The following is a 14618-nucleotide window of genomic DNA, read 5'->3' as shown; positions in this document are numbered from 1 at the left end:
CAAAAGCATATTTGTTGCTATTTAAATTTATTAGTAATTTTTCCGAAAGGTGAATAATTATGGAAAAAAATATAGAAATCAAAGATTTGCCCCTAAGAGCAGAACCTGTAGCTCCCGAGCAACTAGACAAAATTTATGGTGGATGTCCTTCTCTTTGTTATAATACTTGATTTTCTAATAAATTTCAAAAAGAGAAATAGTAAATAGTAAATAGAGCAAGATAAGATTATTTATTTTGCTCTATCCATTTTACTTTTGAAAACTGATTTTACATTACCTGAGCAACACAGCTTACTATTACAAATCATACAAATTGATTAAACTTAAATTGGAAATAAATACATGACTGGCTTTATAACTATTTAAATTTAAAGTTAGAATTGCAGGCGGGGTCGAAAAAATAGGCAATCCATTGAATGATGACACGCTCTAATAACAAATGGTATATTTTTTGCATAAATAAAGATATCGTGCACGGGCGACGGCGGAACTTATTGTTAATGATAGTGAAAACAAGATAGAAACATTATAAACATAAAATTGCTGTTAATGTTTGGGAAAGCGAAATATATGACTGACTTTATAACTGTAAATAATAATTCTATTAATATCGAAGAAGCTTTAGGGCTTTCAGTTTTGCAAAATGACGCGCAATTTGCAGAGATGACCGTCGGAGCAATGCTGTTACAACAGTATGCCGAAAAAATAGGGTTATCTAATTCACATGAAGAATTACAATGGGCAATAGACGAAGTACGCTACGATCGAGGCCTGGAGTCGGCGGAAAAAGCGACAAAATGGTTAAATGATCGCAATATAAGCGTCAATACTTTGCGTAATTATATTAACACTGTGCTTCTAAGAAAAAAGGTGAAAGACTCGATTACTTCGGAACAAATTAAATTGCATTTTATTGAGCACGAACGCCAGTACGACGAAGCTGAAATTTATAGTATCCGCGTAGATACAAAAGAGCTTGCTGAAGAGCTATATATGCAGGTTAGTGAAGAAGATGAAAATTTTCATTTATTGGCCATGGAGTATTCGCAAGATGAGGTATCAAAGTTAGCCGCTGGTTATATTGGAAAGCTAAAACGCAATCAAATGACTGCTGAAATTGAATCCGCCATTTTCAAAAGCGATGATGGAAGGATCATCCCACCTATAAAAACAGAAAAAGGTTACAATCTGTTTATGATTCACAAAATATATCCTGCTTCCCTTGAAAAAGAACAAGAGAATATTCGTTTACTTCTATTCAATAAAAGAATGAATAAGTTACGCGAACAAGCAAAAATTGAATATGATATCTTACGTGCAAAATAAATGAATAATATAGATATCAAAAACTTCTTATCAACCATCGATTTATTTTCTTGTTTTTCAACTGATTTTCTTAGCAAAATTGCTAAAAAAGTAGAAATAGTAAATTTCAAAATAGGCGAGAATATCGTTGAAAAAGGAGACGAAGAAGAGAATCTATATGTGATTTTTTCTGGAAAAGCGAGAGTTATTAAACACGGTGCAAATGAAAAGCCTACCACTATAGATAGGTTAGTAAAAGGTGACTCTTTCGGTGAAAATTCCTTTTTGGAATCAAAAACAGTAGAGAATTCAATTCGGACTTCTTCCAAAACAGTATTAATAAAAATTTCGAACAAAAATTCAAAATTATTGTTCGAGAAATCACAGGCTTTTCGTAAAAAGCTAGAAGCTAAAGTACGCTCCGTTACTCAACTCCACTTTTTAAAAAGTCTAAAATTCTTTTCTCATTTACCGCAACAGCAAATGAAAAAATTACTTCGCCAAGTGCATATGCAGAAACTGGAGAAAAATGAATATCTATTTCATGAAGGAGATGAAAGCAATGCTTTTTATATTCTTTATGAAGGAGAACTTGATGTCATAAAAGAAAGTGCTGCTAATACGTTATTGGCTTCTCTAAAAAAAGGAGATATTCTTGGTGAAATAGCAATGCTTGAAAACCAGCCTCGTAGTGCAGGAATAAAAGCCACCTCTTTTGCAACTGTAATGTTATTTTCGCAAGAAGTGTATCAATATTTTATTGCTACCGAGAAAAAAAGTAGAGATCTACTTTTCGAAACAAGTAAGATTAAGATTTTGCAAAATAAATCGATTCTCAATGAGGACCAAGATGATAAACTGGTTATTGAAGAACTGCATGTTCAGAATATAAAATTAAAATCTAGTAAAAAAGCATTTCCTTTTGTTTCTATTAAATCAGAAATTACAGCGGGAATAGCTTGCATAGCGATGCTCGACTCCTTTTATAAGGAACCTCACGACTTATCATTGTTACTTGAAAAGCAAGTGTTGTATCAGCAGCCAGACTCATTACTTAGTCTCAATCACAAACTAGAATCCTGTGGTTATCTAACGCGAATGCTAACAACAGATGGCAGTTCTTTGTCTACAATTCCTTTACCAGCTATTTATGAGTTAGATAACAATGTCCAAGGAATAATTTTTAAGGTAGTAAATAATAAGGTACTTGTTGCCGAACCTTGCGATGGTTTACGTTATCTTTCTATTGACGAATTTTGCGATGTTGCAAGTGGAGAAATATTAAGTGTATTTCGCGTACCTGAAATCAAAAATGGAAAGTATACCCAGTTTTTTAAATACCTTTATCGAGAGATTATCTATTCTGTCACCACGATTTCTGTATTTTTACAAATACTCGCTCTTGTTTCTCCTCTATTCTTGCAACTTATCATAGATAAAGTTCTTGTCTACAACGATCGTTCTCTTTTTACTTTGATGGTATGCTCTATGGCAACGGTTGTTATATTTGAGCTTTTAGGAGGATTAATACGCAGCTTTGTAATTCTTCATGCCTTTTTTCGCTTCAATTCAATGTTTATGATTCGTTTATTTCAACGTTTACTTGCAGCAAAGTATACTGACTTTTTGAAATGGACAGTTGGCGATTACCTGCAACGTTTTAACGAAAATGGTAGACTTCTCCACTTAATATCAAATAGCGGTTACCGTATTATCATTGATAGTATTACAGTTGTTCTATATTTTGCAGTTATGTGTTATCTCAGTTTACATTTAGCAGCTATTACTTGTATTTCAGTGTTAATGTTTTCTATTATTTTTTTTACGACACTACCGAAACTAAAAAAATACAACCGCGTATTATTTGAGCAGCGTACAGAACTCCAAGATTCTTTGGTAGAAGTTTTTTCAGGAATGATGACGATTAAAGGGCTTTCCGCTAAAAATTATTTTCTCAACAATGGTTTGCAAAAGATTTTTGATCATAAAAAAGAAGTTATACAAAGAAAACAATTAATTCTGAATATAGCTCTGTGCAGTGATTTAGTACAAAAGTTAAGTGTTATTACTATTTTAGGCTATGGTGCGTCTTTGGTGATACAAGCTGGTGATGATGCTATCTCCGTTGGTACTTTGCTCTCCTTCACTGCTACGCTGGGATTGTTAATGTCTTCTTTAAACAGTCTAACTACTGTTATCGATGAGATGAGTGAAATTAAAATAGCCTTAGATAAAACGATGGATGTCTTACAGATGTCTCCCGAACGAGATAGTAGCCACTCTACTTTGATGTTTGATATAAAAGGAGACATTCGTTTTGAAAACGTTTGTTTTCGTTATTCTCAAAATAGCAATAATATTTTATCAAATATAAATTTGGAAATTTATGCTGGAGAAAAAATAGCGATTGTTGGTCGAAGTGGATCTGGAAAGACAACTTTGATTAATCTTGTAATCAAGCTCCTCCAACCCAGTAGTGGTAGCATTTATTTAGATAACCATGACCTTAGTAATATAAGCCCTGTAGAACTAAGACAACAACTGGGAGTAATAGAACAAAATCCGTATTTTTTTAGTGGTACTATTCGCGAAAACATTGCACATACCGATCCCAACGCACATATAGATAAAGTCATTGCCTGCGCAGTTAAATCAGGAAGCCACAATTTTATTGATAAACTACCTTTGGGTTATGAAACACCTATTGGTGAAAGAGGTCTATCGTTAAGTGGCGGTGAGAGACAAAGGCTAGCTATTGCTCGCGCTCTTTTTCATACTCCTAAGCTTCTTATTTTAGATGAAGCAACTTCATCACTTGATAGTGAAACCGAGAATATCGTGTACAAAAATATTATTGCGACAAACTGTACGACAATTATTATTGCGCACCGCTTACATACAATACATAATGCCGATCGCATTGTTGTTATAGATAACGGAAAAATTACCGAAGTGGGTACACATAGAGAATTAATGAATAATGGAAAAATGTATAGTAAGTGGAACCAATAAAAATGAGTACACCACAACGCAAACCAATAAAAAAAAGATTTCGTTTACGACGTCCTGTTGTATTACAACAAAGTATGATGGACTGCGGAGCCGCCTGTTTAGCTACTATTTTGCGCTACTACGGCAAACGCGTTACCATTAACCGTATTCGCGAATTAGCAAATGTTGGTCCATCGGGCTCTTCTCTTAAAAGCCTCTTAGTAACAGCACAATATTTTGGCTTTGAAACAAGTGCAATGCTTTCTACATACGAGCATCTACAACGGTCTCATCTTCCAGCCATAGCCAACTGGAATGGTATTCATTGGATCGTTATTTACAAAGTTACAGCCACAACCGTCGTCATCGCTGACCCTGCAGATGGAATAAGGAAAATAAGCAAAGAAGAATTTTTAAAAAATTGGACGCGCTACACTCTGTTTATGGAGCCAACAGAAGCACTCAAAACAGTACAACAATCAAAACCTAGTCTAAAACAACTGCTTCCGTACCTAAAACCTCACCGAAAAATCATCTTCGAAATTATACTGGCATCGTTATTTATCCAAATAGTTAGTGTTTTTATACCTTTATTCAACAAGTTTATCATTGACGATATCATTGTTAAATCAAACTGGACGTGGCTAAAGTTCAGTATTTTAGGTGTTGGTTCACTCATAATTATCAACACATTTTTAATATACTTGCGCCAAAACTTACTTTTAAAAATTAGCTCAAAAATTAGTTATTACATTCTCCGCGACTTTTATCACAAATTATTTACACTACCATTAACATTTTTCGAAAAGCGCAAAGCTGGCGATATTACTAGCCGTTTCAAAGAAAATGAAAATATCGATCGTTTTATCACCGAAACATGGGTCTACACTTTCTTAGAAATATTTACCACGATTCTCTACTTAAGCCTGATGTTCTATCTACATAGAACTCTTGCAATCATTGCTAGCACAACTATTTTTTTAAACGCATTTATGATTTATTATATAACGCCAAAACTACGTTCTTCTTATCGCGACGTATTTCAAAAAAATGTTAATTTTTCGAGCCATTTAATTGAATCCTTACATGGCTGGAATACTATCAAGATTAGTGGCGGTGAACATCTTAGATGTTGGGAATGGCACAATTTATTCGATAAATATCTCAACGCTTATATGAAAGCGGCCAAGTACGATGCTTTATCCAACCAAATCAGCCTTTTTATAAACGGCGCTGGTAATGCCCTCGTCATGTTCGTTGGTGCATTTATGGCAATGAACAACCAACTTAGCATAGGAAGTTTAGCAGCTTTCCTTCTCTTAACAAAAGGTGTTGCAGGACCTATTCAAAAAATAGTAGGCGCCTGGGATTCTTTTCAAGAAGCTGTCAATTCTGTAGAAAAAATCAATGATGTTATTGGGGCAGAAGAAGAAATTACATATTCAAGCAAAGTAAAAATAAAGAAATTTAGTGGTCATATTGAATTTACGGATGTTTCTTTTCGTTATGCCCACGACGCTGATGAAAATATTTTACAAAATGTCTCCTTGCAAATAGAGCCTGGAGAGCGTACGGCAATTATTGGAAGAAGTGGTTCAGGAAAATCAACCTTGCTTAAATTACTATTGCAATTTTACCAGCCAACATCTGGAAAAATTTGCATTGATGGATTTAACGCAGGTGAATTATCTCCTTCTCTAGTGCGAGAACATATCAGCATTATTGACCAAGAAAATTATCTTTTTGCAGGAACAATCAAACAAAACATTGCTTTGGCAACACCAGGAGCATTGTTAAAAGATATTGTTTCTGTGGCAAAACTTGCGTGTATAGATGATTTTATTACGAACCTTGATCAGGGTTATAACTACGAGTTGTACTCACAAGGTAAAAATTTGAGTGGAGGGCAACGACAAAGAATATGTATTGCTAGGGCCTTATTACAAAATAACGCTATTCTAACTTTAGATGAAGCTTTTTCTGCTCTCGATGTCGAAACATCTCAATCTATATTACAAAATATCGATGAATATTGTAATGATAAGACGATATTCATGATCACTCATCGTTTACCGTTAGTACGTGACTTCGATAAGATCATTGTAATGGACAAGGGACATGTCATTGAACAAGGAACGCACGATGAGTTATTTGAAAAAGAAGGTCTATATTACTATTTAAGTACGCAGAAACTAGATATTTAAAGGAAAAAATATGTTAATAAGTGTTCTTCAGCAAGCAGCTGTCACTTCAAAAGGTATGAGTTATATTGATGAAAAAAAACAGACCATATTCTTTTCTTATAAAGAGCTACTAGAGTCCGCGAGTTCTTTTCTTGCCGGTTTGCAATCTTCAGGTTTGAATCCTGGAGATAAAGTGATTTTAGCGGTGGATAATAATCTTGAATTTGTTATCTCTTTTTGGGGATGTGTTGTTGGTGGTATTGTACCAACTCTTGTGCAAGCACCTATTTTTTTGACGCATGATGCCGCTTTTCAAAAATTACACCATGTGTGGGAAATACTTGAAAAACCAGTGGTTATTATTTCGAGCAAGCAACTTTCAGAACAACTTCAACAACGAAAATTGCCGATAGATACTCTTTTGCAATATGATACTCTTTGTAAAGAGGAAGCTTGCAATGATTATTATGAGAGTAAGCAAGATGATGTGGCGGTGATTCAATTTTCATCGGGAAGCACAACTCTCCCGAAAGGAGTAGTACTTAGCCACAAGAACGTATTATCTAATATTCAGGCTTGTAAGGAAAGTTTAGAAATTTCACCGCATGATAAATGCTTATCGTGGATGCCTTTGTTTCATGATATGGGACTCATTGGATTTCATTTAACCCCGATATATAGCAAGTGCGATCATCTGTTGATGCCAACCTTGATGTTTGCGCAAAGTCCTCTTTCATGGTTAAAAATGGTTAGCGAGTATAAAGCCACGATCACTTGTATGACCAATTTTGCAACAACGCTTATATCCAAAAAAATTGGCGATCGCAGTGAAAATTGGGATTTATCTTGCGTGCGCGTCGTGTTAAATGGTTCAGAACCGATTAATGTTAAACTTCTTCGAATTTTCATTGAGAAAATGGCGGCTTACCAGTTACCAAGAACAGCAGTGCTGCCAGTATACGGATTAGCAGAGGCAACTCTTGCGGTTACAATGCCTAATTTGAAAAGTGAGTTGGTTATAGAGCGTTTGAATCGCGAAGATTTTATAAAGCATCGCGCTGTGTCAGCAAAAGATTGGGATGCAACAGCTATTGAGGTTGTGTCGGAAGGATCTGCAATATCAGAGTACCAAGTAAGAATAGTTGATAGTGAAGATAAAATTTTGGCCGATGGATTTATCGGTCATATTCAAGTTTATGGCGAGAGTGTTTCTCGTGGATACTGTGATAACCCTGCTGCAACAGATAAAATGTTTTGCGATTCGTGGTTACGTACAGGTGATTTGGGATTTATACGTAACCATTGTTTATTTGTGACAGGACGTACGAAGGATTTACTTTTTGTTGGCGGTCGCAATTATTACGCTCATGATTTAGAAAATATTATTCTTCAAAATAAAAAATTCGAAGATTGCGAAATCGCTGTTTGCGGAGATAAATGTGCTGAGGGAGATCACATTATTCTATTTATGAAGGTTAACAAATTTGCTACAACGCAGCTTTTTTTTGAGATGGGTAACTATCTCAAAAACCAAGCTGGTTTACTTATTGCAAAAATGATTCTAACAAAGCATCCTTTTCCGAGAACCTCTAGCGGCAAATTACAGCGTTATAAGCTAGTCGAATTATATCACTCAGGAGCATTCGCTTCGGAAATAGAGGAGTGGGAAAAATTTCTAAATACTCGCGAACAAAAAAGATCACCGCAAACAGCAACAGAAAAAATCCTATGGAAGTTGTGGAGTTTAGAGTTAGCGACTAATGATATTAGTGTTAACGATCATTTTAGTGATTTGGGAGGGAAATCTTATCATGCAATGAAAATAATGTCGCAACTGAGTGACTATTACAATATTACGATTGCCGCAGATGTTTTTTTTCGGTATCCAACTATTTCACAATTGGCAGCTTGTATTGATAGTAGCCCTACGATAACCAGTGTAAAATCAAACCTCTTTAGTGGATAATGAATGCTATGTCACAAAATATTACGCAAAAAAACTTGGATGACTTAGAAGAAACAGCAACAAAAATGTTGAATGTCGAAGAATTATCCGAGGTGGTTTCTCGAATACCGGTTTTCCTTCAAAGATGGCTCGTGTACTTTGTATGTGGAGTTATTTTGTCGTGTTTTACTCTGCTGTATTTTGGACAAATATATGTTGTTGCAGAAGGTGTTGGTAAAATTGTTTGCCAACAAGGAAATTTATCTATACAAACAAAATCGGAAGGTATTATTAAAGATATCTATGTTGTAGAAGGCCAGTTTTTAGAAAAAAATAAAGTAATTGCAACCATTGATTTAGAAAAAGTAAGAATCGATCTACAAGCATTGCAGCGCCAATTATATTTGCAACAACGCGAATTAAAAAATTATAAGAGTGAAACTAAAATCATAAAAAGTTTGCTTAAAAACCCAGGGATATTCTTCAAAAAAAATTATAATTCCTCAAGAGGAAATCTGACAAAGTTTATTTCAGATATTAAGCTCAAAAAAGTAGATTTAAAACACAAACAAAAAAGGCAACGTTACTTCCTTGAAAAAAAGAAACCAAGAATACAAAAGCAGTTAAAAATAATGAACGAGCGAATTGTTTTGCTAAAAGAGAATATCCAAGAAACAAGTAAAGATTTGCGTAGAAAAAAAGGTTTGTTAAAGCGAAAGAGTATACAACTAAAAAGGAATTATTCCTTGGCTAGTTCTGGAGTTATTTCAAAGGAAGAATTAGAAGAAAAACAATACGAATATGAACGAGAAGAGTTAAATATTGCGGAAGAAAGACGAATATTAAGAGAAAAAAGCGTAGAAATAACCAATACTAAAATGAAAATTCTAGATCTTGAAATTCAAATGGAAACAGAACAAAATAATCTACAGCAACAGTATCAATACGCTCAAGATTTTTATCTACAGAGTTTGGATAATATTCTTGAGCAATTAAAGAAAAATACTGAAAAAATAAACAGTTTACAAACAGATATAAAAAATGCTCAAGGTAAAATTGTTATTAAGAAAAAACAACTAGCTTTTACCAACATCATTATGCCTACTAATGGTACTATCGTACAACTGAATATAAAACCTAATCAAGTAATTACCAAAGGGTTCTCGATCGCTTCTGTAACTCCAGATGGTGCAAAATTAATCGTAAAAGTATCTGTTCCCAATGAAGATATCGGTTTTGTCGAAAAGCGTATGATTTCCAAGATTAAGGTTGATGCATATCCGTTTGTTCAGTTTGGTACGCTGCCCGGAAGAGTAGTTGAAATACTACCAAATATGGAAAAGCAAGATGAATTTATTGTTCATATTGATATAGAAAAAGATGAATTCATAACACAAATAAACAGACATAAAATATTCCCAGAGCTTACAGTAAAAGCAGATATTCTGACGCGCAAGGAAACGGTAATGCGATTACTTGTAAATCAAATAAAGCTTTTCTTTTTGGAAAATGAAGAAAATAAATAGTATCTAGCCAAACTCCAAAATGCGAAAGTTGCGCAGTTTTAACCTGCGAATAGTTCACGAAAACATTATCAAATATTACATTTAATGAATTTTCATTTAAAAAGGAGTGATCCTTTTAGGGAATACTACTATGCCCTCTATCCCGTTAGCAAAAGCATTCGGGATTGCTTTTCGAATAATGTTTGCTGCCCCGTTGATATCAGCATTAAGCAAAATATTTTGCTTAGACCTAAATAGACCTCGTTTAACACGGCGTCCCAAATAATTTTGATGTTTCTTGATCGGTTCACTGTCTAAGAAAGAACATTTAGAAGTGTAACTTTCTTCTTGAATAAGAACTTCAATACCAGCAAGTTGGGCTTTGTAGGTAAGTTGGTTAACAAACTGAGAATGGGGAATAGAAACAAAATTTTGATTATTCCTTTTGCCAATGTTAATCTGTTGCTTCCAATCATCGTTTTTGCCAATAACTAATGTTCCAATACTTTTCTCAACTAGCAATTTAATGATATAGCGACTAGATTGATGAAGGTAGTTGCTAACAACGCAATTTCTTTTGTATGTAAGTTTTTCAATTCTTCTACTAGTTCCTTTGTTACCGATATAAGACATTAAACAAGAACGCTTTTTGTTAAAAAATTGGTTAATCGATTTTAGAGGTCTACCGTTAATCAAGACAGGAGTGAAGTCTTTTTGATTTGAAGTTATAGCCGCTAAGTTGTTTAACCCAATGTCTATTCCAGCGATTTTGTTTTTATCAAGGTTAGGATTAAGAACTTTATGTTTTCCTAATTGTTTGTAACAATCTTCTAATAATAATCTATTGAACTCAAGTAACTTTTCTTCTTTTGGCTTTTGACTTAATATTTGTTTTGTTACTTTTGATAGTGTTACAGAATCAAAAATATCTTTGTTATAAATTTTTGTTTTAATCAAAGAATTCAATTTATCTGCTATTGCTTTTTTTAATAACTTTGCTGGTTTATCGCATTTGTAGTTTTCTATTTTTTCTTGCAATATTTTTGAACACTTTTTTCTCAAATACAATGATATTGGTGTATCTTTTTGTAGTTCTAAGAGAAATTCCGACGTGATATCTTTTTCTTTGAGTAGATACACTGATTTCTCATAAACAATCTCTATTTTGTACATTCCATATCGAGGAACTATTCTTACCTGTTTGATGTGTTTTTGTTGACATGACAATGTTATGTTACACATTGATAGCTTGATTTTGTTCTTTGTTAATTCTTTTTTGTTTATTGCATCTATTGGGTATAAAACTATATTCCGCCCGTTACTCTTATGTTTATACTTTGGCAATTTTGGTTTTGCCTTGAATTTATTTGGATTGATCTTGTATCCTTCTAACCCTCTAAAAAATGATTCGAAGTTTTTGCACAATACTCTTAATATCTGCTGACTTACTTTTGTTGGTAGTGCGTAATAGTCTGGCTGCTTACTTTGTTGTAGCTCTTTTTGAAGATTTTCGTAACCTATAAAACCTTTTCCTGCGAAAAAATTTTGACGCACTACATACAATCCAGCATTATATAGATTTTTTGAACGGAAACTTAAGTCGTCCAGTTCAGAGTATTTTTTATTATTTTTTGTTATATTATGTTTTTCTACGAGCTTCATAATTTTGCTTAAACTCACTTATTTTTCAGTTTTACTCATTTCTTCTTCTAACTCTTTTATAATTTTCTCTGTTCGCCTCTTGTTTCTTCTCAACCCATATAATCTAGCACAAAAAGAAGTAATTATACTTACGAAATCTTGCATCAAGTCCTCTTTATCACCACTTGTTTTGTTTATTACTTCTATTTTTTTATTTTCTTTTGCTAATAATATTTCAATGCAATTTAATCCAAATCTTGCCAAACGATCTTTGTGCTCTACTATTAAAATTTCCCAATCATCTGATTCTAAAATTTTCTTTAATTTTGCTCTCTTATCATTAATCCAGATCCTATTTCTTTGACTTCTTTTGCTATTTGATAGCCTCTAGCACTTGCATAATCTCTTAGGCGGTTGCACTGAGACTCTAGATTTTTTTTATTTTCTGATGATGATACTCGTGCATAAATGATCACGCTTGGCTTTTCTTCCTTAGCTTTTTTTCCTTTTCGTCGAAAACAACTATTGTTCCTGACGGGAGTTGTTTTCCTTTTATATAGCCTTTTTGCCAATGACGATAAGCTGTTAAATAAGTTATTGAATTCTTTTTGCATATTCTGATAGTTTCATTACTTTATTATACTTTAGTTTTTCTTTTCGACAAGAACAATTTGATATTTTTTGATAATATTTGATATTGATTTATGTTAAACTTTACTATACTATTTATTTTCACAATATTTAGGGTGCGCTTGTTTTGGTAGGGTTTGTAATTTAAAAATTTATCGGTACGTTGTATCTACTTTATTTATTTCTATACTAGGGCGTGTCATCATTCAAAATATTGTGTGTTTTTTCGAGCCCGAGCCCGTTTGCGAGCCCGTTTCCGAAACTTTCACTAACAATTTATCAAAGAAGCAAAGTTTCTTTTTCCATCGCAAAAAACTAGTATTGAACCAATAAATCACTTTCTGTCGCTCTCAAAAAGTTTTCGGGCGCGGGCTCGCAAACGGGCTCGGGCTCAATACTACTGACGTATCATTAAATGAATCCGTTATATTTTTATCTGTATTGAATGATGACACGCCCTAACTGTTTTCTCCGCACCACTCGTATATTTCTTCTAGGAGTTTTTTTATATCATCTTGGCATGCAGAAAAATTCGTTTCATTTATCTTTGAATACTTTTGTGATATGCGGTTCTCTCGTACAGATACAGCTGTTTCTTCTAGTTTGTTTAATGATTCGAGGCTTAAGAATTTCCTTCTTATTTTTGCCACTTCTGGAAGTAATTTTTTAAGCTTTTTTGCTTGTTTAGAAGTATATGAAGATTTTATTTTACTACTAGATTTGTTTACTTTTTTTACTTGGGCACCCAGTTTTTTTGCTGCTTTTTGATTTTTAGATAACTCGCTCTTGTGAGCTTTAATTGATAGCTTCATGTCATCATAAAGCTCATTTATTCCTTTTTGAATTATTTCTATAAAATCTGATTGTTCCTCGTTAAACCGGTCACTTTTCTTCATATTTTTTACTGTTTTATCAAATGTTTTTTTCACCTTTTTAAAAGTTGCCCATTTTTTTTCAAATTTAAAAAAGTTTTTTTCATTCTCTACATTGTCATAGTTTAAAAAAGCTACTTGAATTTGAAGAAATATTCTTGGATAAGATCTCAAACCCAGTTCGTCGTGGATTTTTTTATAGTCGACTATCTTCTTCAGTTTACTATGTTCATCATTGAGGTCTTTCCAATAATCCACCCACTCCCCATCTTTTATTTTCCCTGTTTTATCAGCCTTGTCGTCAGCGAAAACAAAAGTCATTGCGATAAAAAGAATTACTAAATATTTCATTATTATTTCCTAAGTAAAGAGTGATAGTGATTTCGATTGGTTCTTCTTTTATAAGTTCTTATTTTAACTATTATTAGTTTTAATATCAAGTTCTGGTTGTGCCTGTTAAGCAAGTCGCAAAAAGTTTTTAAGAACAGGCAGCTTGCCTTTGAGTGTCATAGCGGCGTTGAGCCTTCGGTTACATAGCTACAGTTATGCGCCTCTCAGGCTGCCCTTCTTTGATACTCAAATTCTACGCTGACTTGAAACGTGCTCAAAAACTTTTTGCGACTCACTTAAGTTGTCTTTACAGTTTTTCCAATTTACTTGATCATTGTTTGCAATAGTCTCTATTGTAGAGTGTTAGCAAAATGTTAAAAAATCAGGATTGGAATCGAAAGTTTATATTTTAAAAGGCTAAACTCTATTATTTTGGTTATTTTTCTAAATGTTGACGCGTCTTATTAATTTTTTCTAAAGGCGCGTAGTAAGAATCGATGACAGGCTGGTGTGTATAATTTGGACCAGCTTGATCATCTCCACCAATAAGTTCATAAGGAAATTTTTCAATTGGCTGTGAGATGCGTAGTACATTACCAGAATATTTGGAAGGGGAAGTCGATAGTAATTTGACAATTCCGCGTAGCGTTTTTCCCGAAGAAGATTTTATGTTGCGATGATCTAAATTGCCTAAAAAGATACCATTTGGTGTCAAAAGTTTTGCTGCATCATGAATAAAACCTAGCTTATCGACAACATAATGTAAACCATGAACACAAGTAATCAAATCAAAAGTACTTTCAGGCAAGGCCTCAGGAAGAGAACCAACAATAAACTTTCCACCAGCCACATGAACAAAATCTCCCACAAGATCAATGCCACAAACTGCAAGATCTGCAAATTTACTTGCGGCTTCCTGTAAAGCATATCCCTTGCCACAGCAAAGATCCAGCCACGTAACACAAGATTGTGTCTGAAGTTCCCTTTCGAAAAAATCTCCCAGCGAAAATCGCAATTCTTTTTCATAACTATTAATGCCTGAAAAACCGCGTTCTCTATTCATCGCGTTGTTCGCAACAATATCTGAAAAATTAATCTGCTGTTGAGTTTTTAGATTTAAGTTCATCGTTTTCAAGTCCATAGCTATTAATTATACAAAACTAGAGCGTGTCATCATTCAGTACAACATAAAATATCGCTGCTTTATTTTACAATA

General features: G+C 33.6%; 8 protein-coding genes and 1 pseudogene. 5 read left to right on the top strand and 4 right to left on the bottom strand.

The window, feature by feature from the left end:
* Window positions 1-570 precede the first annotated feature (570 nt).
* The 5 genes from UABHE_RS22875 to UABHE_RS22855 are packed head-to-tail and all read left to right on the top strand — an operon-like array spanning window position 571 to window position 9950.
* A complete protein-coding gene (locus UABHE_RS22875) occupies window positions 571-1326 on the top strand; it encodes a peptidylprolyl isomerase (protein WP_372365614.1) in 756 nt (251 codons plus the stop codon).
* Complete coding sequence (locus UABHE_RS22870; protein WP_372365613.1) at window positions 1327-4317, top strand: peptidase domain-containing ABC transporter; 2991 nt, start codon at window positions 1327-1329, stop codon at window positions 4315-4317.
* A gap of 2 nt (window positions 4318-4319) precedes the next feature.
* A complete protein-coding gene (locus UABHE_RS22865) occupies window positions 4320-6500 on the top strand; it encodes a peptidase domain-containing ABC transporter (RefSeq protein ID WP_372365612.1) in 2181 nt (726 codons plus the stop codon).
* A gap of 10 nt (window positions 6501-6510) precedes the next feature.
* Window positions 6511-8445, top strand: coding sequence for an AMP-binding protein (locus UABHE_RS22860; protein ID WP_372365611.1), 1935 nt, complete (start codon window positions 6511-6513; stop codon window positions 8443-8445).
* An 8-nt stretch (window positions 8446-8453) separates the two neighbouring features.
* Complete coding sequence (locus UABHE_RS22855) at window positions 8454-9950, top strand: HlyD family efflux transporter periplasmic adaptor subunit (protein WP_372365610.1); 1497 nt, start codon at window positions 8454-8456, stop codon at window positions 9948-9950.
* Window positions 9951-10046: 96 nt separating this feature from the next.
* On the opposite strand, the gene UABHE_RS22850 is transcribed toward UABHE_RS22855, so the two are convergent.
* The 4 genes and pseudogenes from UABHE_RS22850 to UABHE_RS22835 all read right to left on the bottom strand — a co-directional run bounded on the left by UABHE_RS22850 (window position 10047) and on the right by UABHE_RS22835 (window position 14528).
* Window positions 10047-11591, bottom strand: coding sequence for an RNA-guided endonuclease InsQ/TnpB family protein (locus tag UABHE_RS22850; RefSeq protein ID WP_372365609.1), 1545 nt, complete (start codon window positions 11589-11591; stop codon window positions 10047-10049).
* A gap of 18 nt (window positions 11592-11609) precedes the next feature.
* Window positions 11610-12200: pseudogene (locus UABHE_RS22845) on the bottom strand (IS607 family transposase).
* A gap of 458 nt (window positions 12201-12658) precedes the next feature.
* Window positions 12659-13423: a hypothetical protein gene (locus UABHE_RS22840; RefSeq protein WP_372365608.1), complete on the bottom strand. Its 765-nt coding sequence runs from the start codon at window positions 13421-13423 to the stop codon at window positions 12659-12661.
* A 415-nt stretch (window positions 13424-13838) separates the two neighbouring features.
* The gene (locus tag UABHE_RS22835; protein WP_372365607.1) at window positions 13839-14528 is read right to left on the bottom strand and encodes a class I SAM-dependent methyltransferase; all 690 of its coding nucleotides are present in this window, start codon (window positions 14526-14528) and stop codon (window positions 13839-13841) included.
* Window positions 14529-14618 lie beyond the last annotated feature (90 nt).

This window comes from Candidatus Uabimicrobium helgolandensis (assembly GCF_041508025.1).
GTDB classification, from domain to species: Bacteria; Planctomycetota; Uabimicrobiia; order Uabimicrobiales; family Uabimicrobiaceae; genus Uabimicrobium; species Uabimicrobium helgolandensis.
Note: the sequence above shows the minus strand (reverse complement) of the source record. Positions and strands in the feature narration are given on the sequence as shown.

Coding starts and splice junctions, on each gene's coding strand:
- UABHE_RS22875 (WP_372365614.1), top strand. CDS start 571: ATGACTGACTTTATAACTGTAAATAATAATTCTATTAATATCGAAGAA.
- UABHE_RS22870 (WP_372365613.1), top strand. CDS start 1,327: ATGAATAATATAGATATCAAAAACTTCTTATCAACCATCGATTTATTT.
- UABHE_RS22865 (WP_372365612.1), top strand. CDS start 4,320: ATGAGTACACCACAACGCAAACCAATAAAAAAAAGATTTCGTTTACGA.
- UABHE_RS22860 (WP_372365611.1), top strand. CDS start 6,511: ATGTTAATAAGTGTTCTTCAGCAAGCAGCTGTCACTTCAAAAGGTATG.
- UABHE_RS22855 (WP_372365610.1), top strand. CDS start 8,454: ATGTCACAAAATATTACGCAAAAAAACTTGGATGACTTAGAAGAAACA.
- UABHE_RS22850 (WP_372365609.1), bottom strand. CDS start 11,591: ATGAAGCTCGTAGAAAAACATAATATAACAAAAAATAATAAAAAATAC.
- UABHE_RS22840 (WP_372365608.1), bottom strand. CDS start 13,423: ATGAAATATTTAGTAATTCTTTTTATCGCAATGACTTTTGTTTTCGCT.
- UABHE_RS22835 (WP_372365607.1), bottom strand. CDS start 14,528: ATGAACTTAAATCTAAAAACTCAACAGCAGATTAATTTTTCAGATATT.